This is a genomic window from Microbacterium testaceum (genome assembly GCF_003075375.1).
Classification (GTDB): domain Bacteria; phylum Actinomycetota; class Actinomycetes; order Actinomycetales; family Microbacteriaceae; genus Microbacterium; species Microbacterium testaceum_E.
The window spans coordinates 74960-100744 of sequence record NZ_QDFT01000008.1 but is presented as its reverse complement, the minus strand read 5'-3'; the positions used below and the strand labels follow the sequence as shown (position 1 = coordinate 100744).

At 70.6% G+C, this 25785-nt stretch carries 24 protein-coding genes; 3 read left to right on the top strand and 21 right to left on the bottom strand.

Annotated features, from left to right (window positions below):
* The 4 genes from DC432_RS05315 to DC432_RS05300 all read right to left on the bottom strand — a co-directional run.
* The coding region (locus DC432_RS05315) for a dynamin family protein (protein ID WP_207770753.1) at positions 1 to 298 on the bottom strand (298 nt) is incomplete at its 3' end.
* Positions 295 to 2202, bottom strand: coding sequence for a dynamin family protein (locus tag DC432_RS05310; protein WP_243393035.1), 1908 nt, complete (start codon positions 2200 to 2202; stop codon positions 295 to 297). The genes DC432_RS05315 and DC432_RS05310, both read right to left, overlap by 4 nt.
* 128 nt (positions 2203 to 2330) lie before the next feature.
* Positions 2331 to 3173: a hypothetical protein gene (locus DC432_RS05305; RefSeq protein ID WP_116536979.1), complete on the bottom strand. Its 843-nt coding sequence runs from the start codon at positions 3171 to 3173 to the stop codon at positions 2331 to 2333.
* Positions 3174 to 3202: 29 nt separating this feature from the next.
* Complete coding sequence (locus DC432_RS05300) at positions 3203 to 4054, bottom strand: hypothetical protein (protein WP_116536978.1); 852 nt, start codon at positions 4052 to 4054, stop codon at positions 3203 to 3205.
* Positions 4055 to 4285: 231 nt separating this feature from the next.
* On the opposite strand from DC432_RS05300, the gene DC432_RS05295 reads away from it, so the two are divergent.
* Positions 4286 to 5473: a THUMP-like domain-containing protein gene (locus tag DC432_RS05295; RefSeq protein ID WP_116536977.1), complete on the top strand. Its 1188-nt coding sequence runs from the start codon at positions 4286 to 4288 to the stop codon at positions 5471 to 5473.
* A 6-nt stretch (positions 5474 to 5479) separates the two neighbouring features.
* On the opposite strand, the gene DC432_RS05290 is transcribed toward DC432_RS05295, so the two are convergent.
* The 4 genes from DC432_RS05290 to tsaB are packed head-to-tail and all read right to left on the bottom strand — an operon-like array spanning position 5480 to position 8200.
* Positions 5480 to 5935, bottom strand: coding sequence for a hypothetical protein (locus DC432_RS05290; protein WP_116536976.1), 456 nt, complete (start codon positions 5933 to 5935; stop codon positions 5480 to 5482).
* A complete protein-coding gene (tsaD, locus tag DC432_RS05285; RefSeq protein ID WP_207770752.1) occupies positions 5932 to 7032 on the bottom strand; it encodes a tRNA (adenosine(37)-N6)-threonylcarbamoyltransferase complex transferase subunit TsaD in 1101 nt (366 codons plus the stop codon). The genes DC432_RS05290 and tsaD overlap by 4 nt, the downstream gene beginning before the upstream one ends.
* Complete coding sequence (rimI, locus tag DC432_RS05280) at positions 7032 to 7568, bottom strand: ribosomal protein S18-alanine N-acetyltransferase (protein ID WP_116536975.1); 537 nt, start codon at positions 7566 to 7568, stop codon at positions 7032 to 7034. Before rimI ends, tsaD begins: the two co-directional genes overlap by 1 nt.
* Positions 7568 to 8200, bottom strand: a complete 633-nt coding sequence (gene tsaB / locus DC432_RS05275) for a tRNA (adenosine(37)-N6)-threonylcarbamoyltransferase complex dimerization subunit type 1 TsaB (RefSeq protein ID WP_116536974.1) — start codon at positions 8198 to 8200, stop codon at positions 7568 to 7570. The genes rimI and tsaB overlap by 1 nt, the downstream gene beginning before the upstream one ends.
* Positions 8201 to 8264: 64 nt before the next feature.
* Here tsaB and DC432_RS05270 point away from each other — a divergent pair, with 64 nt between their 5' ends.
* On the top strand, positions 8265 to 9227 hold the full coding sequence (locus DC432_RS05270; RefSeq protein WP_116536973.1) for an alpha/beta fold hydrolase: 963 nt from the start codon (positions 8265 to 8267) through the stop codon (positions 9225 to 9227).
* Here DC432_RS05270 and tsaE read toward each other — a convergent pair.
* The 8 genes from tsaE to coaA form a co-directional block, all read right to left on the bottom strand.
* Entirely contained in the window at positions 9205 to 9708 is a 504-nt protein-coding gene (gene tsaE / locus DC432_RS05265; RefSeq protein ID WP_116536972.1) for a tRNA (adenosine(37)-N6)-threonylcarbamoyltransferase complex ATPase subunit type 1 TsaE, read from the bottom strand. The genes DC432_RS05270 and tsaE overlap by 23 nt on opposite strands.
* On the bottom strand, positions 9705 to 10826 hold the full coding sequence (gene alr / locus DC432_RS05260) for an alanine racemase (protein WP_207770750.1): 1122 nt from the start codon (positions 10824 to 10826) through the stop codon (positions 9705 to 9707). The genes tsaE and alr overlap by 4 nt, the downstream gene beginning before the upstream one ends.
* Complete coding sequence (locus DC432_RS05255; protein ID WP_116536970.1) at positions 10823 to 11215, bottom strand: holo-ACP synthase; 393 nt, start codon at positions 11213 to 11215, stop codon at positions 10823 to 10825. Before DC432_RS05255 ends, alr begins: the two co-directional genes overlap by 4 nt.
* A 119-nt stretch (positions 11216 to 11334) precedes the next feature.
* Positions 11335 to 13185, bottom strand: a complete 1851-nt coding sequence (gene glmS, locus DC432_RS05250) for a glutamine--fructose-6-phosphate transaminase (isomerizing) (RefSeq protein WP_116536969.1) — start codon at positions 13183 to 13185, stop codon at positions 11335 to 11337.
* 11 nt (positions 13186 to 13196) lie between these two features.
* A complete protein-coding gene (locus DC432_RS05245) occupies positions 13197 to 14225 on the bottom strand; it encodes an HTTM domain-containing protein (protein WP_165801188.1) in 1029 nt (342 codons plus the stop codon).
* Between the two features lie 5 nt (positions 14226 to 14230).
* Positions 14231 to 15040: a DUF5819 family protein gene (locus tag DC432_RS05240; protein WP_116536967.1), complete on the bottom strand. Its 810-nt coding sequence runs from the start codon at positions 15038 to 15040 to the stop codon at positions 14231 to 14233.
* Positions 15041 to 15042: 2 nt separating this feature from the next.
* Positions 15043 to 18909, bottom strand: coding sequence for a choice-of-anchor G family protein (locus DC432_RS05235; protein ID WP_165801187.1), 3867 nt, complete (start codon positions 18907 to 18909; stop codon positions 15043 to 15045).
* A 382-nt stretch (positions 18910 to 19291) separates the two neighbouring features.
* Positions 19292 to 20245 carry a type I pantothenate kinase gene (gene coaA, locus DC432_RS05230; protein ID WP_116536965.1) on the bottom strand — a complete coding sequence of 318 codons (954 nt, stop codon included), beginning with the start codon at positions 20243 to 20245 and terminating at the stop codon, positions 19292 to 19294.
* 73 nt (positions 20246 to 20318) lie between these two features.
* Here coaA and DC432_RS05225 point away from each other — a divergent pair, with 73 nt between their 5' ends.
* Positions 20319 to 21248: a Ppx/GppA phosphatase family protein gene (locus tag DC432_RS05225; RefSeq protein WP_116536988.1), complete on the top strand. Its 930-nt coding sequence runs from the start codon at positions 20319 to 20321 to the stop codon at positions 21246 to 21248.
* Between the two features lie 62 nt (positions 21249 to 21310).
* On the opposite strand, the gene glmM is transcribed toward DC432_RS05225, so the two are convergent.
* The 5 genes from glmM to DC432_RS05200 form a co-directional block, all read right to left on the bottom strand.
* Positions 21311 to 22666 carry a phosphoglucosamine mutase gene (gene glmM, locus DC432_RS05220; protein ID WP_116536964.1) on the bottom strand — a complete coding sequence of 452 codons (1356 nt, stop codon included), beginning with the start codon at positions 22664 to 22666 and terminating at the stop codon, positions 21311 to 21313.
* A 14-nt stretch (positions 22667 to 22680) separates the two neighbouring features.
* Positions 22681 to 23151, bottom strand: coding sequence for a 30S ribosomal protein S9 (gene rpsI, locus DC432_RS05215; protein WP_116536963.1), 471 nt, complete (start codon positions 23149 to 23151; stop codon positions 22681 to 22683).
* 24 nt (positions 23152 to 23175) lie between these two features.
* On the bottom strand, positions 23176 to 23622 hold the full coding sequence (gene rplM, locus DC432_RS05210) for a 50S ribosomal protein L13 (protein WP_058624377.1): 447 nt from the start codon (positions 23620 to 23622) through the stop codon (positions 23176 to 23178).
* Between the two features lie 188 nt (positions 23623 to 23810).
* Complete coding sequence (locus DC432_RS05205) at positions 23811 to 24557, bottom strand: CPBP family glutamic-type intramembrane protease (protein WP_116536962.1); 747 nt, start codon at positions 24555 to 24557, stop codon at positions 23811 to 23813.
* 243 nt (positions 24558 to 24800) lie between these two features.
* Entirely contained in the window at positions 24801 to 25637 is an 837-nt protein-coding gene (locus tag DC432_RS05200; RefSeq protein ID WP_116536961.1) for an alpha/beta fold hydrolase, read from the bottom strand.
* Positions 25638 to 25785: the final 148 nt, after the last annotated feature.

The window sequence follows — 25785 nt, the reverse complement described above, 5'->3', positions numbered from 1 at the left end:
CGCTACRGMTGCGCCGCCCGTCGTGCAGCCGCAGGTCGACGCGGGCGGTCGAGCCGTAGCGGTACCAGGTGATCGTGCGGGTGCACTCCCCCGCGTCGGTGGGGGCGATGCGTTCGCCGATCAGGGCGTTCAGCAGCGTCGACTTGCCGGCCTTGACGATGCCGGCCACGGCGAGCCGCAGGGGCTCGCGCAGGCGCGCGCGGAACGACTCGAGCACCTCGACGGCAGCCGCGTCGTCGGCGTACACGCCCAGGGCGTCGTCGACGATGCGGGCGACCTCGGGAAGACCCGCGCTCATCGGGTGACCGCCGCGCGCGCGGGGCGGCCCGACGAGAGCTCGGCAGCGGGGATGCGGCCGCGCAGCGCCTCGATGTCGCGCAGCTGCGCGTGCAGCTGCTGGATGCGCTTGTCGCGGTCGGCGGTGTAGCTCGCCGCGGCCTGCTTGGCGACGAGGACCGAGTCGCTGAGCGAGCGGTGCAGCTCGTCGGCGATCGAGCCGAAGTGGTCGCGCGCCGTGCGCTGCACGATGCGCAGGCGGTCCTTGAGCTGCTTGCCGACCTGGAAGACGGTGTCCTCGATGTGGCGGCGCAGCAGGTTCTTCGCCTCGTTCTGACGGCGCAGCAGACGCGACGACATGTCCTCGCGGAACGCGCGGCGCCCCACCAGCACGCCGGCGAGGAGCGACAGCGGGTTGATCAGCGAGAGCCCGACGATGCTGGTCGCGAGACCGACCATCAGCACACCGCCGTACGAGCCGCGGACACCGATGTAGATCTTCTCGGCCGCGCCCATCTTGCCGTCGTCGAGGTGCTGCAGCTCCTCGACCGGGTCGAGCAGGCCGTCGGTGCCGGCGACGTCGATCAGCGGGATGGACTCCTCGCCCATGCGGAACTCGTCGACCACCTGCTCGGCGAGCCACTGCGAGCGCTCGTTGGTCCAGACGAACGTCTCGGACACGGCGGCGTTCACGCGCTGGTCGACCCACTCGGCGATCTGGTCCCAGATGGGGCCCGGGTCGCCCTCGTCGATCGCGGCCTCGCCCTCGCGCTGCACCTTGCGCAGGCGGTCGCGCAGGTCGTGCTCGGTGTCCGAGATGAGGTCGGCGATGCCGTCGGACAGCGTCACCTGCCACCGGCTCGTGCGGCTGCGGAAGTCGTCGGCCTTGGCCTTGGCATCCTCGAGTCGAGCGATCATGCCCGGCGTGTCCTCGGGGTGCTCGAGGGCGTTCAGCTCGGTCTTGACGGTCAGCGACAGCTGATCGGCCACCGTCATGAGGTCGTGCACCGCGCCCTTGCGGTTGATCTCCTCGGCCTTGCCCAGCACATCGCGGCGCAGGTGCGCGACGAGCTCGGGGAACCCGGACTCGTCGTTGAGTTCGCGATCCTGCTGCTCGGCGGCGAGCAGACGCAGGTCGCTCGAGACGGCGAACACGGGCACGTCGTCGATGTCGACGCCCAGTTCGTTCAGGTGCTTTTCGTCGACGCGCTGGATGTCGCGCCACTGCGGGTACAGGTCGGTCTTGGACAGCACCGCGGCCACGTTCGGCGAGATGCGCATCGCGTGGCGCAGGAACTGGATCTCGGGCTCGGTGTACTCCTGCGAGGCGTCCGAGACGAGCAGCACCGCGTGCGCGGTCGTCAGTGCCGCGAGCGTCGCGAGCGACCGGGTGGACTCGAGTCCTCCGACGCCGGGCGAGTCGACGATGCGCAGACCCCCCTTGAGGATCTCCCGGGGAAGCAGCACCTCGGCGCCGACGACGTCGCCCTCCTGCTCGTCCTCCGCGCGGGCGGTGACGTAGTCCGAGAGGCGCTCGAAGGGGATGTCGACGCGGCGGATCTCATGCGCCTCTCCGCTCTCGCGGCGCACCAGCACCGTGGCGGAGGGCTCTTCGGCGTAACCGACCGAGGTGGGGACCGACGTGGCGATGTCGTCGTCGACGGCGCACGCGGGAGCGTTGATGAGGGCGTTGACCAGCTTGCTCTTGCCCTGCTTGAACTGACCGACGATGACGACCCGCACGTGCGGGTCCTGCAGGCGCGACCGGGTGTTGCCCAGCTTCTCGGCGAGGTCCTCGCGGCCCACGGCCGCCGAGAACCGGCGCGCGCGCTCCACCAGGGCGGCCAGCTCGGCGGGCGACGGCGGCGGGTTCTTCGCGTCGGCGGGAGCGGCGGGGGACGTGGTGGGCTGGGCCGGTGCGGACACGCAGGGCACCTCTCGGTAGATGCCGACGCCTCTTCGGCGTCGAAGGGTTCTGGGGACGACGATAGCCCCGGGCGGGGAATCCCGCCCAGGGCTACCGTTCAGACGCTGAGATCGTTACGGATGATCTCTCAGTCCTCGATGTCGTCGGGCAGCTGCACGTCGACGACCTCGGAGTTGCCGGAACCCCAGATGACGTCGGCGTTGATGGTCCAGTCCTCCGACTCGGTCGAGCTGAAGTCGTCGTTGAACGAGTCCGTCAGGTCGACGTTCGTCGACGCGTCGTTGTACGAGTTGTCGATCGTCCAGTCCTGCGACGCGTCGGTGAGGTCGACCGAGATGTCGGTCGTGTTGCCCACGTTGTCGTACGAGGTCAGCTCGGTGGTGTTGTTGATGTTGATGTCGCCCTCGGCGTCGAAGTTCGTCGACGCGTCCAGCGAACGCGAGATCGAGACATCGCCACCCGCGGCGACCGAACCCTCGCCCGACGCCGAGACGGCGCTGTTGGCGAAGCCCTGGGTGACGTCGCCACCGAGGATGTTCTGGTTGACCGACTGGTCGAGGATCGTGGCCTGGCTGTAGATCGAGGCGTCGCCGCCGCCGAAGCCGCCGAAGCCCTCGAAGCCCGTGTTGTACGCACGGACACCGGCGTTGGTCGAGTTGTCCTCGAAGGACTCGTCCAGGTAGGTGTTGTTCGAGTCGATCGTGACCACCGCGTCCACCGAGTTGTCCGAGTTGTCGGAGTTGTCGTTGTACGAGCCGTCGATGTCCCAGTCCGTGTTGCCCGAACCGACGTTGCCGGAGTCGACGACGGTCGTGTCGGACGTGTTGGTCTCTTCGAACGTGTTGTCGACGTTGCCGACGTTGTTCAGGTCGACGGCCAGGTTGTTGCTGTTGTTCGTCGTCGACTGGTTGCCGACGTTGACCCAGCCCTCGTTGCCCGAGTCGTCCACGTCACCGATGTTCCACACCATGATGTTCGTTCCTTATTTCTTGAAGAGGCTCAGGCCAGGGGCAGGTTGAGGTCGGCCGTGTTGAAGCTGTCGACGACCTCGGTGTAGTCGATGTCGATCGTGGTCTCGCTGTCGAACACCTCGGAGGTGTTGAACGAGCCGTCGGCCGAGTAGTTCTCCGAGAAGTCGTTGAACGAGTCGGTGACGTCGATCACGGTGGACTCGTCGGTGTACGAGTAGTCGAGGTTGTACTCGTTGTACGAGTCGACGACCGTGGTGACCGTGGTCTCGTTGCCGATGTTGATGTCGCCACCGGCGATGATGTTGGTCGACTGGTCGACGTCGTAGCTCCAGTCGACGTCGCCGCCGGCCGCGATCGAGCCCTCGCCCGAGGCCGCGACGGCCGAGTTGCCGAAGGCCTGGCCCACGGCGCCGTCGGCGGCGATGTTCTGGTTGACCGACTGGTCGAGGATGGTGGAGTTGCTCCAGATCTCGGTGTGGCCCGAGCCGGCAGCGCCGGACTCGGCAGCCGAGGCGCCGCCCCACGCGCCGAAGCCCGTGTTGTACTCGCGCACACCCGCGTTGATCGAGTTGTCGGTCTCGGAGGCGTCGGTGTACTCGTTGTACGAGCCCTCGGTCCAGTCCAGGTCGACCGAGTTGTCGGAGTTGTCCGAGTTGTCGTTGCCCGAGTCGGTGATGACGGTGGACTCGTTGTTGGAGTCCTCGTTGAACGAGCCGTCGACGTCGACGGTCGACTCGTTGGTGACCGTCTCGTTGGTGGTCTCGTTGAAGGAGTCCTCGGCGCTCAGGTCGGTGTTGACCGAGTTGTCCTCGTTGACCTCGTTGAGCGAGTCCGCGATGACCGTGTTGAGCGAGTTGTTGATGTCGCCAGTGGTAGGCATTTTTCCCATCCCATTTCTCGGGCCGCGGCCCGCAGGTGCTGTTCGTAGTTCCGAGATTAGGAACGGCCCGCGTTTCCGACATCGGGGGGACCCCCGGTATCGCTTTCGGGGTACCCCGGGGTTTCGTCCGGGGGGAGGGGGGAGGTACGGGGTTCCGTTCCCCCGGCAGGGGGGTGGATGCCGTCCCCCCGACGCCGGGGCACGGCATCCCCTCCCACCTAGGCTGGACGGGTGGACACCGCCGAGCTCACCGCCCTGCTGACCCCCGAGGGGCTGCGCCTGCTCGACGACGTGGGACCCATCGAGTCCACCGACGACGCGGCCCGCGTCGTGTCGCGGCTGCGCGCGGCGGGCCACTCCCCCGCGCTCGTCTCGGCCGTGGTGGGGCAGGCGCGCCTGCGCGTCCGGGCGGCGTCGAAGTTCGGCGCGTTCGCCGATCGCATGCTCTTCACCCGCGCGGGCCTCGAGCAGGCGACGCGCCTGCCGATCGCCGCACGTCACGCGGGACGCTTCCGCGACGCCGGGATCGGAAGGGTCGCCGACCTCGGCTGCGGCATCGGCGGCGACGCCCTGGGCCTGGCCGGGCTCGGCATCCGGGTGCACGCGGTCGACGCCGACGAGGTGACCGCCGCCATCGCGGCGTACAACCTCGCTCCCTTCGCCGACGCGGCGACCGTGCAGCACGCGCGCGCCGAAGAGGTGGATCTGAGCGGAATGGATGCCGTCTGGCTCGACCCCGCGCGCCGCACGGCCGGTCACTCCGAGACGCGGCAGGTGGCCTCGAACGAGTGGTCCCCGTCGCTCGAGTGGGTGTTCGACCTGATCTCCCGCGTGCCCGGCGGCGTGAAGCTCGGGCCGGGCTTCGACCGCACGCAGATCCCCGATGACGTCGAGGCCCAGTGGATCAGTGCCGACGGGTCGACGATCGAGCTGGTGCTGTGGTCGGGGGCGCTCGCGCGCGAGGCGGTCCGCCGCGCGGCGCTCGTCGTGCGCGGCGGCGAGGCGTGGGAGCTCACCGCCCCGGCCGATACCCCCGACGCCGAGCCGCGCGAGCTCGGCGCATTCGTGCACGAACCCGACGGGGCCGTCATCCGCGCCCGGCTGATCGGAGAGGTCGCGAGGGCGCTGAATGCCGGCATGCTCAGCCCCGGGATCGCCTACCTCACCTCGGACGCGGCGATGACGAGCCCGTTCGTGTCGTCGTTCCGGGTGCGCGAGCAGCTGCCCGCCGACCCCAAGAAGCTCGCCCAGGCGCTGCGTGCACGCGGCATCGGCACGCTCGAGATCAAGAAGCGCGGCGTCGACGTCGACCCGGCAGTGCTGCGCAAGAAGCTGTCGCTGCGCGGTGACGAGTCCGCGACGCTCCTGCTCACCCGCGTGGGATCGAAGCGCCTCGCTCTGCTGGCCGACCGCGTCTGACGGGGGCTAGACGACCGCGAGCTGCGAGAAACCCCAGATCAGCCATCCGGCACTGAACGCCACCGACAGCAGCGCGAGGGCGAGAGCCCACCCGGCGAGTGTGCGATTGTCGCGGGGCCGGCGCAGCGAGACCAGCGCGAGCACCGCGGCGACCACGCCGAGCGGCACCAGCCACCCGGTGAACAGGGCCGCCAGCAGGGCGATGATCGCCGCGGCGAGCGCCCAGGGAGCGAACGACCGCGGGGGCGGGGGCGCGGGCGGCACGTAGGGGATGACGTGGTCGCCGAACGCGGCCATCTCGAGCTGCGCGGTCGGCAGGCGTTCGGGGTCGGACGCGTCGGCTGAAGTCGGCGCCTCGGGCAGCGCGGCGGCGAGAGCTGCGGCCTCCGCAGCCGGAAGGGTGGGCACCGGGGGCGTCGCCGCCTCTTTGCGCGTGCGTCGCGTCGGCAGCGGCTCGCTCACGCGGCGCCGCCGGAGCGCGGTCGAGGAGCCTCGGCATCCCCGTCCTCGGCCACCTGGATCTCGGTGACCGGCAGCGTCGAGTCGGCGCCGAACGCGAGCGTCGACGGCCGCCGGCCCGACGAGATGAGTTCGGCCGCGAGCGCGGCGATCATCGCCCCGTTGTCGGTGCACAACCGTAGCGGGGGGATGCGCACGGCGACACCGGCCGCCTCGGCCCTCTCGAGTGCGACGTCGCGAAGGCGCTTGTTCGCGATGACGCCGCCGCCGAGCAGCAGCCGCGGCACCCCGTAGCGCGCGCACGCGTCGAGGGCCTTCGTCACGAGGACGTCGACGACCGCCTCGCGGAACGACGCCGCGACGTCGGCGACCGGCACGGGCTGTGCTGTGGCCTCGTGCTGTTCGACCCACCGGGCCACGGCCGTCTTCAGCCCCGAGAACGAGAAGTCGTAGCGGTGGGATGCCATGTCCGACGCCCGCGACAGCCCCCGCGGGAAGCGGATCGCCGTGGGGTCGCCCTCGGCGGCCGCGCGGTCGATCTCGGGCCCGCCGGGATACGGCAGCCCGAGCAGTCGTGCGACCTTGTCGAACGCTTCGCCGGCGGCGTCGTCCATCGTCTCGCCGAGCAGTTCGACGTCGCTGGTCAGGTCGCGCACGAGCAGCAGAGAGGTGTGGCCCCCGCTGACCAGCAGGGCGACCGTGGGGTATTCGAGCTCTCCGGCGTCGGCATCCAGGATGTCGGCCGCGATGTGGCCCACGAGGTGATTGACGGCGTAGAGCGGCTTGTCGAGCGCCACGGCGAGGCCCTTGGCCGCGCCGACGCCGACCATGAGGGCCCCCGCGAGCCCCGGGCCGCTGGTCACCGCGACCGCATCGAGATCGGCGAGTGTGACGCCCGCCTCGGCCAGTGCCGCGTCGATCGAGGGCTGCAGCGCCTCGAGGTGGGCGCGCGCGGCGACCTCGGGGACGACGCCGCCGTAGCGGGCGTGCTCGTCCATGCTCGAGGCGATGGTGTTGCTCAGCAGCCGGCGTCCACGAACGATGCCGATGCCGGTCTCGTCGCAGCTGGTCTCGATACCCAGCACGAGGGGCGCGTCCATCAGCACCATCCCTTTCCGTCGGTCGGATCAGCGGGTATCGGTCCGCGCGCGTCATCGCCGGTCGCGGCGTCGCCCCGCCGGGCGACCCACCCGCGCAGGTCGAGCTGCATCACGATCGCGTCGACGTCGTCGGGCTGGTAGTAGCGGGGACGGCGCCCCACCTCGGCGAAGCCCTCGGACGCGTAGAGCGCCTGGGCGACGGGGTTGTCGGCGCGCACCTCGAGGAAGACGTCGTGCACGCCGCGACCCACGGCCTCGTCGAGCAGGGTGCCCAGCAGCGCCCGTCCGCGCCCGCGCCCGCGCGCGGACTCCGAGATCGTGATCGTCTGGATGTCGGCATCCCGCGCCCCGCGCACCGCGCGCAGACCCGCGTAGCCGACGAGACGCCCGGCCTCTTCGACCACGACGTAGAAGCCGTGCGGCGACGAGAGCTCCTCGCGCATCATCGCGGGGCTCCAGGCGTCGGTGGGGAACGAGGCGTGCTCGAGGGCCATGATGGCGTCGAGGTCGGCGGGGGTCGCGGCGCGCGTGGTCATCAGCTGACCCGCTTCGGGGCGTGCGCCGCGACGACGTCGGGGCTGCGCAGGTACAGCGGCTCGGTGCCCGCGAGGGTGCGGCCGGCGTCGAGCGCCCGAGCGGCGGCGAGCGCGATCATCGCCGCCGACACGCTCGTCGCGTCGTAGCGGCGGGCACCCACCGCCTCGAGGGTCGCGTCGAGGTCGTCGCGGGGGCTGAGCGCGGCGTCGGTCACGCGGATCGGCAGCCCGTCGTCGTCGATGCCCTCGTAGACGCTGAACGCGAACTCCCGGCGTCGCGCGTCGGTGACGACGGCGAAGCGTCCCGTCTCGGCGCCGATCACGGCGTCCGACAGCAGCAGCCCCAGGGCCACGCCGTCGTGGCTGGGCACGGGCACCGCGGGGACGCCCCGTCCGAGCGCGTACACGCGCGCCGTCGCGATGCCCACGCGGAGCCCGGTGAACGGCCCCGGTCCCATGCCGATCGCGACGTGCGTGGGCGTCGGGGCGACGGCCGAGGCGCGGCGCAGCAGGTCGCCGATGACCTCGGCGTGGCCGAGCGGGTGGGAGCTCTGCTCGTCCGCGAGCACCTCTCCGTCGCGCGCGATCGCCGCGACGGCGGTGCCGAGCGAGGTGTCGATGCCGATGATCACGTTTCCAGGGTAGTCGGCGCCCCGACACGGCATCCGTCCACCCCCTCCGCTCCGAACAAGAGGCATGGATGCCACCGACCTCGGCCTGCGCCGCGTCGTCGTGCCCACGGGGGTGGGGCCGATCGTCGTGCGTGCGGGCCGGGCGTCGGGCAGTCCCGTGGCGACGGTCATGCTGCACGGGGCCGCCGGGTCGTGGCGGACGTGGCAGCAGCTGATCGCGGCGTCGGACCGACTGCGGCTCCCGCTGTCGGACATCGTCGCGATCGACCTGCCGGGCTGGGGCGAGACGCCCGGACCCGTTCCCGATCCCGCCGATCTCGCGGTGGCGATCGCGGCCGTCGCCCGGGCTCTGGGGTATCCGCGGTGGCGGATCGTGGGTCACTCCCTCGGCGGCGTGATCGCGCTCGATGTGGCAGCGCGGTTCCCCCGCGAAACCGTCGCCGTCGGCGTCGTCTCGCCCAGCGGAGCCGGAGCGCGCGCGGTCACCCGACGCCCGGTCGCCGGCGGGCTGCGCCTGCCGTGGCTGGCGGGCATGGTGTGGGCGATGCGCATCCTGCAGGCGCTCGGGCCCGTGGCTCGTCCCCTGCTGCGGACGCTGCGGCGCGTGGGCGCGTTGCACGCACTCGCGCGCCCCCTGTTCCGCCACCCCGACGGCGTCGACCGGTCGGTGACCGACGCGCTCGCCGACGAGATCCGCCCCTCGGCATTCCTCGCCGCGGCGAAGGCCGCGCGCTCGCACGACGACGGGGTCTGGCGCCGCATCGCCTGCCCGGTGCGCTCGGTGCGCGGAGAGCACGACGTCTTCGTGGCGGCCAGCGACGCTCGCGAGTGGACGCGTCTGATGCACGACTACGACGACCGGGTGCTCGCCGACAGCGGGCACTTCGCCCACGTCGAACAGCCCGAGGCGGCCCTGCGCGCCCTGCGCGAGGTCTGGGCTGCCCACCGCGCCCCGGCGCGGGCCGGGCAGGACGCCCGGAGCCGACCGCGCAGTGGCCGCCGGTTCAGGGACGACGCGAGATCGTGACCGTGCGCGGGGCGTCGGCGTCGAGCTCGACGGTGTGCACCGCGATCTCGCCGCACGCGTTGTCGACCCCGCGCCCCCCGGTCTGACGCGAGATCTCGATCTCCCACCAGCTGTCGGCGAGGTGTTCGGCGACCCCGCGCCCCCACTCGACGATGACCGCCGACCCGGAGACGTCGATGTCGAGGTCGTCCAGCTCGACCGCCGCGCCGAGGCGGTAGGCGTCGACGTGGACGAGCGGCGTCCCCCCGACGAGCGAGGGGTGCGTGCGCGCGATGACGAACGTGGGACTCTGGACGGGCCCGCGGATGCCGAGTCCCTCTCCGATCCCGCGGGTCAGGGTCGTCTTTCCGGCGCCGAGCGGTCCGGTCAGCACCACGACGTCACCGGGGGCGAGCGCCGCGCCGATGAGGCGACCGAGTTCTTCCATGTCGCCCGGGCCGTCGATGACGCGCTCTCCGAGCAGGTCGTCGGGAACGCTCATGCTCCCCCCTCTCGCCGGGGCACGCGCGCACCCACGCGAGTGACGATCTCGTAGTCGATGGTGTCGGCGGCATCCGCCCAGTCGCGTGCCGACGGCACGCCCAACGTCGGATCGCCGAAGAGGACGGCCTCGTCGCCCACCGCGACGGGGTGATCGCCCACGTCGACCACGAACTGATCCATCGCGATCCGCCCGGCGACGGTGAAGCGACGGCCGTTGATCGACACCGGACCGCGGCCGGACGCCTGGCGGGGCACCCCGTCGGCGTAGCCCAGGGGGATGAGCGCGAGCGTCGTGTCGCTGCCCGTGCGGTAGGCGTAGCCGTACGACACCCCCGTTCCGGCCGGTACGCGACGCACGGCCGCGACGGCGCCGCGCAGGGTCATCGCCGGTCGCAGCCCCAGGTCGGCGGCGGATCGGTCGTCGAAGGGCGAGACGCCGTACAGACCGATGCCGATGCGCACGCAGCCCAGGCGCGCCTCGGGCAGCGCGATCGCGGCGTTCGTCGCGGCGATGTGGCGCAGCGGCGGGGTGAGCCCGGCCGCTGCGGCGATGACGACGCCCTCTTCGAAACGCGCCAGCGCCGCGCGATCGTCGTCGGGGCTCGTGTTGGACAGGTGCGAGAACAGTCCGACCACGCGCACGCGCCCGATGCGCTCCAGCCGCGCCGCCTCCGAGAACACCTGGCGCCAGTCGGCGGGGGCGATGCCGTTGCGCGACAGGCCCGTCTCGATCTTGAGGTGCACCGCGGCGGGTCGGTCGCCCTCGGCGGCCGCTCCCGCGCGCAGCAGCTGGTCGAGGTCCGAGATCCCGAGCTCGATGTCGTGGTGCACGGCCTCGGCGAACGAGGCGCCGGGGGCGTGCAGCCAGGCGAACAGCGGCGCCCGGATGCCCTGACGTCGCAGCGCGAGCGCCTCGTCGATGTCCGACACGCCGATCCGCGCCGCCCCGCCCCGCAGGGCGGCGACCGCGGCGCGATGGGCTCCGTGCCCGTAGCCGTCGGCCTTGACGACGGCGATGACCTCGGACGCGGTCAACCGGCGCAGGTGCCGGACGTTCTCGGCGATCGCGTCGACGTCGACGATCGCTTCGCGCAGTACTCCGGATGCCATCCTCATGCGGGGTCCTCTCGGGTCGGGACGGATGCCGATGGCACCTGCGCCTCGGCGATGACGTACGCCGTGGCCAGGCCCGCGTCGTGCGACATCGACAGGTGCAGGTCGGTGATGCCGCGCGCGGCCACCGTCGTCGCGGTCTCTCCGCTCAGGGCGAAAGCGGGCCGGCCCGAGGGCTCGGTGGTGACCTCGATGTCGGTCCAGTGCACGCCGTCCGACCCGCCGAGGGCCTTGATCAGCGCTTCTTTCGCCGCGTAACGGGCCGCCAGCGAGCGGGGCTTGAGCACCCGCTCCCCCGGAGCGAACAGCCGCGGCAGCAGGCGCGGCGTGCGGGCGAGGTGCTGCTCGAACCGCGGAACGTCGACCAGGTCGACGCCGATCCCGACGATCATGGGCCCTCCTCTGGCATCCCCTTCATTCTGCCCGTGCGCACCGACATCGACGGCCCGCGTCACGGACGACGACGGGGCCGGATGCCGTGGCATCCGACCCCGTCAGAAACGCCATGCGCTTACTCGACCGTCACCGACTTCGCGAGGTTGCGCGGCTGGTCGACGTCGAGACCCTTCGCCTCGGCCAGGCCCATCGCGAAGATGTGCAGCGGAACGACGGCCAGCAGCGGCTCGAACAGGGGTGCGGCCAGCGGGATGCGCAGCACCTCGTCGGCGGCGGGGAGGACGGCGACGTCGCCCTCTTCGGCGATCGCGATCACGCGGGCGCCGCGGGCGCGGATCTCTTCGATGTTCGAGACGACCTTTTTGTGCATCTCGCCCGAGCCGCGGGGCGAGGGCACGACGACGAACACCGGCTGGCCGGGCTCGATGAGGGCGATGGGGCCGTGCTTGAGCTCGCCCGCGGCGAAGCCCTCGGCGTGGATGTACGCCAGCTCCTTGAGCTTGAGAGCCCCCTCGAGCGCGATCGGGTACCCGACGTTTCGGCCCAGGAACAGCACCGAGCGGGTGTCGGCCATCCAGTGCGCGAGCTGCTCGATGCGCGCCTGCTCGGTCTCGAGCACGCGGGCGATCTTGCCGGGGACGGACTCGAGCTCTGTGACGGCCTCGACGGCGACGACCGGGTCGACCGCGCCGCGCACGCGGCCCACGTGCAGGGCCAGCAGATAGAGCGCGGTGATCTGGGCGACGAAGGCCTTGGTCGACGCCACGGCGACCTCGGGGCCGGCGTGGGTGTAGACGATCGCGTCCGACTCGCGCGGGATCGTCGCGCCCTGCGTGTTGCAGATCGACAGCGTCTTGGCTCCGCGCGAGCGCGCGTACTTGACCGCCATCAGGGTGTCCATGGTCTCGCCCGACTGGCTGATCGAGACCACCAGGGTGCGCGCGGTCAGCACCGGGTCGCGGTAGCGGAACTCGTGGGCGAGCTCGACGTCGACGGGCACGCGGGTCCACGTCTCGAGCGCGTACTTGCCGACCATGCCGGCGTAAGCGGCCGTGCCGCACGCGATCACCAGGATGCGGTCGATGTCGGCGAGGAAGTCGTCCATCCCGTCGAGCTCGGGGATCTCGACGCGACCCTCGTGGATGCGGCCGCGGATCGTGTTGGCGACGGCCTCGGGCTCTTCCGAGACCTCCTTGGCCATGAACGACGACCATCCGCCCTTCTCGGCGGCCGACGCGTCCCAGGTCACCTCGAACGCCTCGACCTCGACGGGAGCACCCGAGAAGTCGGTGACCTCGACGCCCTCGGGCGTGATCGCGACGATCTCGTCCTGCCCGATCGCGAGGGCGTTGCGGGTGTGCTCGACGAACGCGGCGACGTCGGAACCGAGGAAGTTCTCACCCTCGCCCAGGCCGATCACCAGCGGCGAGTTGCGACGGGCGCCGACGACCAGGCCCGGGTGGTCCTGGTGCATGGCGAGGAGCGTGTACGCCCCCTCGAGTCGCGACACGACGGCGCGGAAGGCGGCGACGAGGTCGCCCGTCCGGGCGTACTCACGACCGATCAGGGCCGCCGCGACCTCGGTGTCGGTCTCGCTGCGGAAGGCCACGCCCTCGCCCACGAGCTCGCTCTTGAGTTCGGCGAAGTTCTCGATGATGCCGTTGTGGATGACGGCGAGCTTGTCGTCGTCGGCCAGGTGCGGGTGGGCGTTCGCGTCGGTCGGGCCGCCGTGCGTCGCCCACCGGGTGTGGCCGATGCCGGTCGTGCCGTTCGGCATGGGCGAGGCCTCGAGGTCGTCGCGCAGCACCGCGAGCTTGCCCGCGCGCTTGCGCATTCCGAGCTCGCCGTCGCCGTCGATCACGGCGATGCCGGCGGAGTCGTACCCCCGGTATTCCAGACGCGACAGCCCCGCGAGAAGGATGTCCTGGCTCTGCCGAGGACCCACGTAACCGATGATTCCGCACATGGACGTCAATCCTACGCGGCGGGGCTGAGCACCCCCCGACGGATGCGACCGAGTCGGGCGGCGGCGCGCAGCCACGTGCCGTCTCGGACGAGAAGCAGGTCGAGGGCGATCATGGCGAGCGAGAACGGCCACAGACCGAGCAGCACGGCGATACCGAGGTGCATGCCCGTGATGAGCACGACCGCGACGTAGCGCGTGGGCTTCCACAGGATCAGCACCGGGAAGAGCATCTGCACCCAGAGGGCGGTCCATGTCGCGAGCGCCACCACGGGCGCCGACTGCCACGCGAGCTGGCTGAGGGCGGGCATCACGTGGAACTGGTCGATGCTGAGCGCGTAATAGATCGCCGTGCCGTTCACCCACTCCTCGCCCTGGAACTTCAGCACGCTCGAGACGAGGTACACGAGCAGGATCTGGAACACGCACAGGATCAGCACCGTGTTGTGCGCCCACGTTCCCGTCCACGACGGCACCCAGCGCGGCATCCGGGCCGCGAAGCGCGAGGGGCGGGAACCGCGACGCGAGCGCATCCACGCGTCGACCGAGAAATGGCGGCTGAGGTCGGCGAAGACGACGAACAGCAGCACGATGCGCATGAGCGTGTCACCGCCGTTGCCGAGCAGCGTGCTGTTCGTGGACAGTCCCACCCAGAAGACCAGGAGCACCGGCGTCACCCACCGGGTCTGGAATCCGACGAGGAACAGCACCGCGAGAAGCAGCAGCACGTGGAAGGAGGTCTCGAAGACGACCGCGTTGTCTTTCGGGAACAACAGGCGCAACGGCTCCCACCACCCGCGTCTGCTCGCCTCGGGCTCCACCCACCACGCGCCGGCCCCCCACAGGTACCGCCGGTCCGCGTAGCTGGGCACGAGCACGATGAGTATCGCGATCCCGAACAGGATCCGCAGGATCGAGAACCCGATCGTGGAGTGCTTGCGCCCGGTCAGCCACCCTTGCAGCCGCTCCCACAACGCCGCGGGCCCCAGACGCTCCCGCAGACGCGACTTCTCGACGGGCGGCGCCTCGTCGACGGATGCCACCTTGCTCATCGCCCCGTGTACCTCTCGATGACCTCGTCGTAGATGGCGCGGACCTCGTCCGACGGCGCCACGGCGGGCTGACGCCAGCCGAATGTGGTGTACGACCGCTCGCTCTGACGTTCCTCATCGAATCGGTGCAGGAAGTCGTTGGGACGGTCGTGCTGGATCCGCCAGCGGACACGTTCGACGTCGCGGTCGAAGTAGGCGCCGCCGAACGCCGACGCGAAACGCACCAGCATGTAGTCGTAGCGCAGGTAGCCCACCAAAGCCGAGCGACTGCCGCCCAGGTCGTCGAGGTCCTCCAGCAGCGCCTCGGGATCCATCGGAGCGAAAGCCCCGTCGTTCGTCCTCCGGATGAAGGTGTCGCGCACCCGATCGCGCTGGTCGGCGCTCAGCGACTGATACCGCGTCAGGTAGGCCTGCGCGGCGTTGAAGCTGTTCTTCGAGATCCGCGAGGGAGTCGGGATGCCACGGGCCGACGTGAACTCGATATCGGTCACGTCCACCCACTCGCTGCGCTGCAGCTCGCCGTCCTCGCGCCACTGGACCTGGATCTGGAGGGAGCGGTTCACCTTCATGATGTTCGGCGCGAACACGTTCCACCGCTGCGAGAAATAGGGGGAGAAGGCGTCCGACACGGCGGGACGCGTCGGGCTCGAGGGAATGGTGAACGACACCGCCACGAAGGCGTAGCCGAGAACGATGGCGAGGGTCATGGCGGCGGCGACCGCCGCCATGACCCCGCCCGACCGCCGGGCGGAGGGACGCCCCTCCGACACCCCCGCTTCGGGGGCGCCCTCCGCCGTGGTGGTCATCGTCAGCGCTGTTCTCCGCTGGCGCTCCGTCGACGCAGGGTCCACAGAGTCGCACCAGCGAGGATCAACGCCGCCGCGATGCCGCCGGTGAGCGGACCGTTCAGGTCCATACCGGTGGCCGGGAGGGCTCTGCCCCCACCGCCGGCCGCGGGGACGGGTTGGGCCGTCACCGTGAAGGCGGTGTTCTCCCGCTCGGTCGGGAGTTCACCCGAGACCGAGCCGCGGACTTCCACGCGGTGCCCACCGAGCCGGAAGTCGGCGCCGACCGCGAAGGTCATGCGCGCCGAGCCCGAAGCGTCAGCGGTCACCGGAGTGAGGTCGAACGGGGTGGAGTTCACCGTGGCCGAGATCGTCTCGCCGGGCTGGAAGCCCGTGAGGATCACGGTCTGGGTCGCACCGGTTCCCCGGACGATCTGCGTGAGGGCGACGTCGGCGCGCGCCTGGGTGGTCACACCACCGTCGGTCGCGTCGCTGTCGGTCGCGTCGGCGTCCGTCGCGTCAGCGTCGGCGTCCATCGCGTCAGCGTCGGCGTCCGTCGCGTCAGCGTCGGCGTCCATCGCGTCAGCGTCGGCGTCCGTCGCGTCAGCGTCGGCCACGTCCACCGCGTCAGCGTCGGCCACGTCCGCGTCCGTCGCGTCAGCGTCGGCCGCATCGGCGTCCATCGCGTCAGCGTCGGCCGCATCGGCGTCCATCGCGTCAGCGTCGGCGTCGGCATCCATCGCGTCAGCGTCGGCCACGTCCGCGTCGATCGCATCGATGTCGAGCTGGTCCAGCGCATCCGCGATGTCCAGCTGATCCAGCGCATCCGCGATGTCCAGCTGATCCAGCGCATCCGCGATGTCCAGCTGATCCAGCGCATCCGCGATGTCCAGCTGATCCAGCGCATCCGCGATGTCCAGCTGATCCAGCGCATCCGCGATGTCCAGCTGATCCAGCGCATCCGCTACGTCCAGACCGTCGGCATCGATGTCGAGCACGTCCAGCCCATCCGCATCAGCACCGTCCGCATCAACACCATCCGCGTCCGCCATATCGGCATCGCCACCATCGGCATCGATGTCGAGCACGTCCAGCCCATCCGCATCAGCACCATCCGCATCAGCACCGTCCGCGTCAGCACCGTCCGCGTCCGCCATATCGGCATCGCCACCATCGGCATCGATGTCGAGCACGTCCAGCCCATCCGCTTCAGCACCATCCGCATCAGCACCGTCCGCGTCAGCACCGTCCGCGTCCGCCATATCGGCATCGCCACCATCGGCATCGATGTCGAGCACGTCCAGCCCATCCGCATCAGCACCGTCCGCGTCAGCACCGTCCGCGTCCGCCATATCGGCATCGCCACCATCGACGTCGATGTCGAGCACATCGGCGTCGGCGGCCTGCGCGCTGATCGAGAACGACACGGTGTCGCTCGAGCCGTCGATGTCCTGGACCGCGGTCGCGGTGAACTCACCCACGCCCACCTCGGCGAACGTGACGGTCCACGATCCGGTCGGCAGAACGGTCGTCGTCTCGATGTCGCCGTTCGAGAGGGTGACCTCGATCTCGGCACCCGCCTGGCCGGTACCCGAGACGGTGACCGACCGGGTCGCGTCCGGCTCGCCGACGAGGAAGTCGGTGCCGTCGACCGGTGCGGTGATCGTCACCGGCGTGGCCAGCACCACCGAGAAGTCAACCGTCGCCTGGGAGCCGTCGACATCCTGTGTCGCGGTGGCGGTGTACTCGCCGATCGGCAGATCGGCGAAGTCGACGCTCCACGAGCCGTCCTCCTCGACCACGTCGGTCTCGGTGTCGCCGTTGTCGAGCACGACGGTCACGGTCGCGCCCGGCGAACCGGATCCGGAGACGGTCACCGTGGTGACGTCGTCCTCCTGCCCGACGGCGATCTGCGTGCCGTCAGCCGGCTCCTCGATCACGACATCCGGCGTCTCGGCGATCGAGAAGTCGACCGAGTCGGTCGACCCGTCGATCTCCTGCGTGACGACGACGGTGTAGTCGCCGATCGGCAGGTCCTCGAACGTCGCCGTCCAGGTGCCTTCAGGGGTGACGGTGACGGTCTGGGTCTCGTCGCCGATGACGACCTCGACATCCGATCCCGGCGAGCCGGTGCCGGTGACGACCACGTCGGACGTGTCATCCGCACCGGGGACCACGAAGATCTGATCGGGCGTGGGGGTCAGGATGGCCACGTCGGGCGCATCGACGACCGAGAAGTCCACCGTGGCGGTCGAGCCGTCGACGTTCTGCGTGGCCGTGGCGGTGTATCCGCCGACCGGCAGATCGGGGAAGGTCACCGTCCAGGTACCGCCCTCGCCGACCGAGGCGACCTGGTCATCCTGACCTTCGATCGAGACGGTGATCACGGCGCGGGGCTCACCGGTGCCGGTGATGGTGACGTCCGAGACGTCGTCCGCGTCGGGCACGACGAAGGCGGTGCCGTCTTCCGGGCTCTCGATGGTCACGTCGGCGTTGGCGTCCAGAACGTTCGGTCCGACGGTGGCGTTGGCCAACTCGATGGTCGTCGCGATCGATCCGGGAAGGATCGTCACGATGACCCCCGTCTCCGAGAACACGCCCGGCGAGGGCTCGCTCTGGTTGTTGACGGTCACGGTGACGAGCTCCGGCAGAAGCTGGTCCAACGCGGGTGTCAGCACGGTGGTCACCGGGGTGGCCACAGCATCGACGGTCGCCCCGAGGTTCGTCAGCAGCGTCTCGAGGGGTGTCGTCAACCCGTCGATGAGGCCTTGCGCTCCGATTCCGAGGTTCGCGCCGATGCCGAGCAGCTCGATGCCGGTCGTGTCACCGTCGAGAATCGCCCCGACCGTGGTGTTCACCTCGAGGACGTCGACGTTGAGGAGCCCGAGGCGGACAGAGGCCCCGCCCGTGACGCTGAGTCCACGGACGGCGGCGACGAGAGCCTCGTTGACGTCGTCGACGAGGCCTCCGACGAGCGCGGAGACGGCGTCGCCGATCTTCCCCACCGTCTCGGACCCGAGGATGTTCGTTCCAGGAGCGAGGCCGTTGAGGGGCTGGATCGCGTCGAGATCGACGATGATCTCGCCCGTGGACAGATCGATGACCACCCCGGGGTAATCGGGAGAGGTGAGCTGGCCCTGCAGAAGATCCGCGATCGCATCGGTCAGGCTCGTCGTGTTCACGGTGAGGTTCGCCGTGACCGCACCGCCGAGCGGTCCGAGCAGCGCGGCGAGCGTGCTGTTCAGACCGGTGTCGACGTTGTCGACCGTGCCCTGCGCCTCGGCGACCGCGGCGTTGAGGTCGGCGGTGAGGGCAGCGAGGGTCGCGCTCTCGATGACGAGTCGACCGCCGGCGATCGTGTAGTCGCGGACGAGCTCGGGCTCGCCGTCCTCGGTCGCCTGAAGAGAGGCGCGGGCGGAGACGGCATCCAGCGTGAGATCCACATCTCCGAGCTCGGCGACGAGGTCCTCCGCAAACGACCCGGCGAGGGCGTCGACCGCCCCGCCGAGGCTGACGTTCAGCGGACCGGTCGCGGGAGCACCCGTGCCGATGACGCCGCCCGAGCCCACCGCGCCCGAGGCGCCGACCGACGACCCGTCGGGATCCGCTTGCGCGTACTGTCCGACGACGCCGAGGTCGCCGAGGTCGACGGGGATCTGGATGCCGCCGTCCACCTCGATCGTGACGACGCCGAGGGCCGTGAGGTCCAGGGTGTTGTAATCGGTGACCGTCGGCTGCGTACCGTCGTTGGTCGCCTCCGCGCCCTCGATCTCGGCGACGGCGTCGAGATCGATCAGGCTGAGGATGGAGCCGCCCAGGAACGTCCCGGTCGCGTTCGAGGTGTCACCGGGGGCGGCGGAGGCGGCCGTGACGCCGCCGAACAGACTCAAGGAGGCGGCCCCCACCGCCGCGGCCGTCTTGACCGCCGTCCTTCCGATTCGGGAGCGAGACCACAGTCCGCTCCTCTTCCGTGTTCCGGAGCGCCCGGGCGATGCCCCGGACGTCCCCACATCCTCGCGATCCATAGCGATGCTCCTGTACCTGGTGCTCGGGGAACCGCGACTGCAGCACCCTCTGCGGCCTTCCGACAGCCGTGCGAACCATTCAAAGCGGCTATGCGCAGGCTGTGAACGCCCGGGGGTACGGGGATCGCTACCGGTCCGCCGGCCCCGGTGGCGTGGCTAGGTACTACTGGCACCGGTACTTTCCGAGCGGCGCGATCGGCACCCCCCGGGCGACGCGGACCACCGCGCGGGCAGCCGCGATCCGCGCTCAGAGCTTGCGGAGCAGCACCGACTCGACCGTGTGGTCGGCGCCCTTCTGCAGGACGAGCTTGGCGCGGTGCCGAGTCGGCAGCACGTTCTCCTCGAGGTTCGGCAGGTTGATCTCGCGCCAGTAGCCGAGGGCCCGCTCGACGGCCTCGTCGTCGCTGATGTCGGCGAACACGCGGAAGAACGACGTGGGGTTGGTGAAGGCGTTGTCGCGCAGAGCGAGGAAGCGATCGACGTACCAGCGCTCGATGTGCGCGGCGTCGGCGTCGACGTAGATCGAGAAGTCGAAGAGATCGCTGACCGCGACCTCGTTCGGCGACGGCGGCGGCTGCAGCACGTTCAGCCCCTCGACGATCACCACGTCGGGCCGGTGCACGGTGACGTGGGCGTCCTCGATGATGTCGTACCGGACGTGCGAGTAGAACGGCGCGCGCGCCTCGTCGGCGCCCGACTTCACCGTGCTGAGGAACTCCACGAGCGCTCGTCGGTCATAGGACTCGGGGAAGCCCTTGCGCTCCATGAGTCCCCGCCGCTCGAGCTCGGCGTTGGGGTACAGAAAGCCGTCGGTCGTCACCAGTTCGACGCGCGGGGTGTCGGGCCAGCGGCTCATCAGCTCGCGCAGCAGGCGCGCGATGGTGGATTTGCCCACCGCCACGGATCCGGCGACCCCGATGACGAAGGGGGTCGTGGCATCCGGTTCGCCCAGGAAGGCGCTCGTATCGGCCCCCAGGCGTCGCGTGGCCCGTGCGTAGAGACTGAGCAGACGGCTGAGGGGCAGATAGACCTCGGCGACCTCGCGCGGGTCGAGGCGGTCGCCGATCCCGCGCAGCTGCACGATCTCGTTCTCGGTGAGGGGCTGCTGGATGCCCCCGGCGAGGCGGGCCCAGTCGTCGCGACCGATCTGGCGGTAGGGACTCAGCGACGGTGCGGGAACGGCTGTCTCGGCGGCGGACACCCGCTCATGCTACCCGCGGGGCCGCGGAGGCCCCGTGCCCCGCGCGTCGCGCGCGTTTCGCTACGCTCGGACCGTGCGCCTGGGAGTCCTCGACATCGGCTCGAACACCGTCCACCTGCTGGTCGCGAACGCCCGGGCGGGCGGGCGCCCCACCGCGACGAGCTCGCATCGCTCAGTTCTGCGCCTCATGCGCTACCTCGAGCCGGACGGATCGATCTCCCCCGAGGGGGTGCGCGGACTCGTGGATGCCGTGACCGCCGCCCGCGACCGCGCCCGCGCCGAGGGGGTGGACGAGCTGCTCGCCACCGCGACCTCGGCCGTGCGCGAGGCCACCAACGGCGAAGCGGTGATCGCGCTCATCGAGCAGACGCTGGGTCAGCCGCTGCAGGTGCTCGGCGGAGAGACCGAGGCCCGGCTGACCTACCTGGCCGTCCGCCGGTGGTTCGGCTGGTCGGCGGGTCAGATCCTGCTGTTCGACATCGGCGGCGGGTCGCTCGAGATCGCCGGCGGCGCCGATGAACTGCCCGATCTGGCCGAGTCCGTCCCCCTCGGCGCCGGCCGCTCGACGGTGCGGTTCCTTCCCCACGATCCCCCCAGCGAGACCGAGATCGATGCGATGCGCCGGCACGCGGCATCCGTCCTCGCCCCGGTGGCCGAGCGCTTCGCCGCCCTCCCCCGTCCCGACCACGTGATCGGCTCGTCGAAGGCGATCCGCTCGCTCGCCAAGCTGGCCGGCTACCCGGTGCCGGGCTGGTCGGGCATCGACCGCATGGTGCTGCCGCGGCGCGAGCTGAAGGATTGGATCCCGCGTCTCGCCCGCATCCCGGCCGACGCGCGCGAAGCGCTGCCGGGCATCACCGCGGACCGCACATTCCAGATCGTCGCCGCAGCCGTGGTCGTCGAGCGCGCGATGAAGGCGATGGACGTCGAGGAACTCGAGGTCTCGCCGTGGGCCCTGCGCGAGGGCGTGCTGCTGCGGTACATCGAGTCGCTCGAGTACTGACGACGAAGGGCTCGGCGCCCCGCCGGAACGGAGGGCGCCGAGCCCATCGGAAGACGCCGTGCTTACAGCGCCAGACGCTCCCGCACCACGGCGGCCAGGGTGTCGGCGTGCGCACGGGCGGTGTGCTCGTCGGCGGCCTCGACCATGACGCGCACGAGCGGCTCGGTCCCCGACGCGCGCAGCAGCACGCGGCCGGAGTCGCCGAGCGCCGCGCTCGAAGCGGCCACGGCCTCCTGCACGCCCGCGTCCGCGACACCGTCGCGGTCGACGCCGCGCACGTTCACGAGCACCTGCGGGTAGACCGTCATGATCGACGCGAGTTCGGCGAGGGTCTTCTTCTGACGCGCCATCTCGGCGACGATGTGCAGTCCCGTCAGCAGGCCGTCGCCGGTCGTGGCGAACTCGCTCATGATGACGTGGCCGGACTGCTCGCCACCCAGCGAGTACCCGCCCTCGTTCATCGCTTCGAGGACGTATCGGTCGCCGACGGCGGTCTGCAGAACGCGGATGCCGTGCGCCTGCATCGCGCGATGCAGACCGAGGTTGCTCATCACCGTCGCCACGAGCGTGTCGTCCACGAGCGCGCCGCGTTCCTTCATCGCGACGGCGAGGATCGCCATGATCTGGTCGCCGTCCACGACGTTCCCGTGCGCATCGACGGCGAGGCAGCGGTCGGCGTCGCCGTCGTGCGCGATGCCGACGTCGGCACCGAGGCGCACGACGGCCTCGGCCAGGACGTCGAGGTGCGTCGAGCCGACCCCGTCGTTGATGTTGAGCCCGTCGGGTTCGGCGCCGATCACGGTCACCTGGGCGCCGGCGTCGCGGAACGTCTCGGGCGAGACCCCGGCGGCCGCGCCGTGGGCGCAGTCGAGGACCACGTGGATGCCGTCGAGCCGGTGCGGCAGCGACCCCAGCAGGTGCAGGACGTACCGGTCCTCGGCGTCGGCGAAGCGGCGGATGCGGCCGACGCCGGCGCCCGTGGGCTGCAGGCGCTGACCCTCGAGGGCGCTCTCGATGCGCTGCTCGACCACGTCGGGGAGCTTGGTACCGCCGCGGGCGAAGATCTTGATGCCGTTGTCGGGGGCGGGATTGTGCGAGGCCGACACCATCACGCCGAAGTCCGCGTCGTGGTCGGCGATGAGGAAGGCGGTGGCCGGGGTCGGGATCACTCCGGCGTCGAGCACGTCGACGCCCGAGGAGGCGAGTCCTGCGGCCACCGCGGCGGCGAGGAACTCCCCCGACACCCGCGGGTCGCGCGCGACGACGGCCGTCAGTCGACGGCCCTCCGCCTTGCGCGCCTCCGCAGAACGGCCCTGGCCCAGGACGACAGCAGTCGCCTGGGCCAGGTGCAGCGCGAGTTCGGCGGTGAGGAGGCCGTTGGCCAGCCCCCGCACCCCGTCCGTGCCGAAAAGAGGCATACGGAGGATCGAACTCAGCGCTTGGAGTACTGAGGCGCCTTGCGGGCCTTCTTGAGACCGGCCTTCTTGCGCTCCTTGACGCGAGCGTCGCGCGAGAGGAAGCCGGCCTTCTTCAGGGTCGGGCGGTTGTTCTCGGCGTCGATCTCGTTGAGCGCACGGGCGATGCCCAGGCGCAGCGCGCCGGCCTGACCCGAGGGGCCACCACCGGAGATGCGGGCGATCACGTCGTACGAGCCGGCGAGCTCGAGGACCGTGAACGGGTCGTTGATCAGCTGCTGGTGCAGCTTGTTGGGGAAGTAGTCCTCGATCGTGCGGCCGTTGACCGTGATCGTGCCCGAGCCCGGGACGAGACGCACGCGGGCGATGGCCTGCTTGCGACGGCCCACGGCTGCGCCGGGGACCGAGAGCACGGGGCGCTCGGTGGCGACGGCGGACTGCTCGGCCGGCGTCTCGGTGCTGTAGCTGCTGGAGTCGATGTTCGACACTGTTTCGTCCTTATCCGGCGGCGCTTACTGGGCGACCTGGTCGAAGGTGTATGCCGTGGGCTGCTGGGCACCGTGGGGGTGCTCGGCGCCGCGGTAGACCTTGAGCTTCTTGAGCTGCGCCGCGCCGAGGCTGTTCTTGGGCAGCATGCCGCGGATGGCCTTCTCGACCGCGCGGACGGGGTTCTTCTCGAGGAGTTCGTCGTAGGTGACGGACTTGAGGCCGCCCGGGAAGCCCGAGTGGCGGTAGGCCTTCTTCTGCGAGAGCTTCTGACCCGTGAGCGCCACCTTCTCGGCGTTGATCACGATGACGAAGTCGCCGGAGTCGATGTGGTTGGCGAAGGTGGCCTTGTGCTTGCCGCGGAGGAGGACCGCCGCGTGGGAGGCGAGACGGCCGAGGACGACGTCGGTGGCGTCGATAACGACCCACTCGCGCGTGACCTCAGCGGCCTTGGGGGTGAAAGTGCGCGTCACAGTAGTGCTGCTTTCTTGATCGAACGGAGGAGTTCGTGAATCCCGCTCCGGTGGTCCGTTGCCCCGTCGATGCCGGGAGAACAGGGCCGGTGGAGGGCTCACGTTCGGGCAACCCGCTCGCAGAGAGGCGGTCACCAAAGAGCAAGACTACGGCATCCGGATGCCAGCGCCAAACGCGCACGCTCTTCTCACGCGAGCAGGGTGCCGACGGCGAGCAGCGCGAATCCCGTGGCGTTGAACACGAGGTGCGTGACCACAGCCGGAGCGAGGCGGCTCGTGGTCATCGTGAGGATCCCGGCGACCAGTCCCAGGAGGGCGAGCGTCAGCAGGTCCGCTCCACTCTGCGGCGCGGAGAGGGCGTGGGCGACCACGAAGAGGGTCGTCGAGAGCGCGATCGCGGCGACGGCCGCGGCCGAGGAGCCCGCGACCGGCCGGAGCAGGAGCACGAGGCTGACGAGCACGACACCGCGGAACAGCGTCTCCTCCACGATCGGCGTCACCAGCGTTCCGGCCGCCGCCCGTCCCCAGAACTCACCCGGGATCCCCCCGTCGGTGGTGATCAGCGCCGGCCACGCGGCAGAGACGCCGCCGATCCCCTCGATCGCGCCGTCGGCGAGGCGCAACAGGATGCCGAGGAGCAGCCCCGCGGCCACGTCGATCGTGCGGATCGCGAGCAGGTCGCGTGGTCGCGACCGTCGCAGCCCCAGGAGGACCGGGATGCCGAGGGCGATCCAGACGAGCGCCTGCACCGTCGCCGATCCCGCCGGACCGGGCAGGACGTCCGGGATGAGGTGCCCGATCACCGTGGCCACGCCGATACCGACGACCGCCCACCCGAACAGCTCGGCGCCCCACCCGTCGACGACCGCGTCGTCGGCGGTCCAGGACCGTCGGACGGCCCCTCGCCTTTCGGAGCGCCGGGTCGGGTGGGTCATGGACGCAGGCTAGACCGGGGATCATCCGTCCGGTCGGGTGCCTCGGGTGGGCGGCGGCATCCCGCCTCACCCTTCACCCACCGACTCACCCGCATGGTGAGGACGCACGCACGAATGCCCCGTCGCGCAGGACGGGGCATTCGTGGAGCCGGACATCCACCGCGGGTGCGGGCGAGAGTGCGGATGCCGAACGGCTCAGAAGGGCTGCCTGCGGGGAAGGAGGCCCTCCCCCGCAGGACGTCCTCAGCGCTTCAGGAAGTCGATCAGGACGCGGTTGAACTCATCGGCGTGGCTGACGTTCACGCCGTGGGGCGCACCCGTGACGACGTGCAGCTCGCTGCCGGCGATCGCCTCGTGCGTCCGCTTGCCCGAGCCCTCGAAGGGCACCGTCGAGTCGCTGTCGCCGTGGATGATCAGCGCCGGGACGGTCACGTGCGTCAGATCCTCGCGGAAGTCGGTTGTGGCGAACGCCTCCATGGCCTTGAGCGCGGCGTGGTGGTCGGCCTGGTTCGCCAGTCGCTCCGCCTCGGCCTGCTCCTGCTGCGGAACGGCCAGCGAGCCGTTCACCGAGAAGAAGTCGGTGGTGAACTGGTGGTAGAACGACTTCTCGTCATCCGTGAGCCCCTGCTTCATGCCGTCGGCGGTCGCATCGTCGAGAGGGCCCTCGGGGTTGTCCTCGGTCTGGGCCAGGTACGGCGGGACCGCGGCGGCGAAGACGACGCTGTGGACGCGGTCGCTGCCGTGGCGGGTGAGGTAGCGTGCCACTTCCCCGCCGCCCATCGAGAAGCCGACGAGGGTCGCGTCGCGCAGATCGAGCGTCTCGAGCACCGCCTGCAGGTCGTCGGCGAAGGTGTCGTAGTCGTATCCGGTGCGCGGCTTGTCGCTGCGACCGAATCCGCGGCGGTCGTACGTCACGACGCGGTAGCCGGCCGACTCGAGGGCCGGAACCTGGTGGCCCCAGGATTCGCCCGAGAGGGGCCAACCGTGGATCAGGACGACCGGGCGACCGCTGCCGCCGGTGTCGTCGACGTGCAGGTCGATGTCGGTCAGGAGTCCGTGGTGTGCGGTGATCTCGCTCATGCCCCAGATGGTTCGCCTCCATCCTGGACGACGGCCGACGGTTGACGGAACGGTCTCGGATTGGTAACGAGCGCAGAGCATCGACCCGTCAGCACACGAGGGTCCCCGGCGCAACGGTTCGGATCGAGCCCGAGACGATGGTTAGCCT

Bases quoted from the DNA above. Each gene is read 5' to 3' on its own strand.
- glmM (WP_116536964.1), bottom strand. From the start codon at position 22,666: ATGCCTCTTTTCGGCACGGACGGGGTGCGGGGGCTGGCCAACGGCCTC.
- rimI (WP_116536975.1), bottom strand. From the start codon at position 7,568: ATGACCACGCGCGCCGCGACCCCCGCCGACCTCGACGCCATCATGGCC.
- alr (WP_207770750.1), bottom strand. From the start codon at position 10,826: ATGAGGATGGCATCCGGAGTACTGCGCGAAGCGATCGTCGACGTCGAC.
- glmS (WP_116536969.1), bottom strand. From the start codon at position 13,185: ATGTGCGGAATCATCGGTTACGTGGGTCCTCGGCAGAGCCAGGACATC.
- DC432_RS05270 (WP_116536973.1), top strand. From the start codon at position 8,265: ATGGATGCCACCGACCTCGGCCTGCGCCGCGTCGTCGTGCCCACGGGG.
- DC432_RS05200 (WP_116536961.1), bottom strand. From the start codon at position 25,637: ATGAGCGAGATCACCGCACACCACGGACTCCTGACCGACATCGACCTG.
- DC432_RS05205 (WP_116536962.1), bottom strand. From the start codon at position 24,557: ATGACCCACCCGACCCGGCGCTCCGAAAGGCGAGGGGCCGTCCGACGG.
- DC432_RS05255 (WP_116536970.1), bottom strand. From the start codon at position 11,215: ATGATCGTCGGGATCGGCGTCGACCTGGTCGACGTTCCGCGGTTCGAG.
- DC432_RS05240 (WP_116536967.1), bottom strand. From the start codon at position 15,040: ATGACCACCACGGCGGAGGGCGCCCCCGAAGCGGGGGTGTCGGAGGGG.
- tsaE (WP_116536972.1), bottom strand. From the start codon at position 9,708: ATGAGCGTTCCCGACGACCTGCTCGGAGAGCGCGTCATCGACGGCCCG.
- DC432_RS05305 (WP_116536979.1), bottom strand. From the start codon at position 3,173: ATGGTGTGGAACATCGGTGACGTGGACGACTCGGGCAACGAGGGCTGG.
- DC432_RS05300 (WP_116536978.1), bottom strand. From the start codon at position 4,054: ATGCCTACCACTGGCGACATCAACAACTCGCTCAACACGGTCATCGCG.
- tsaD (WP_207770752.1), bottom strand. From the start codon at position 7,032: ATGGACGCGCCCCTCGTGCTGGGTATCGAGACCAGCTGCGACGAGACC.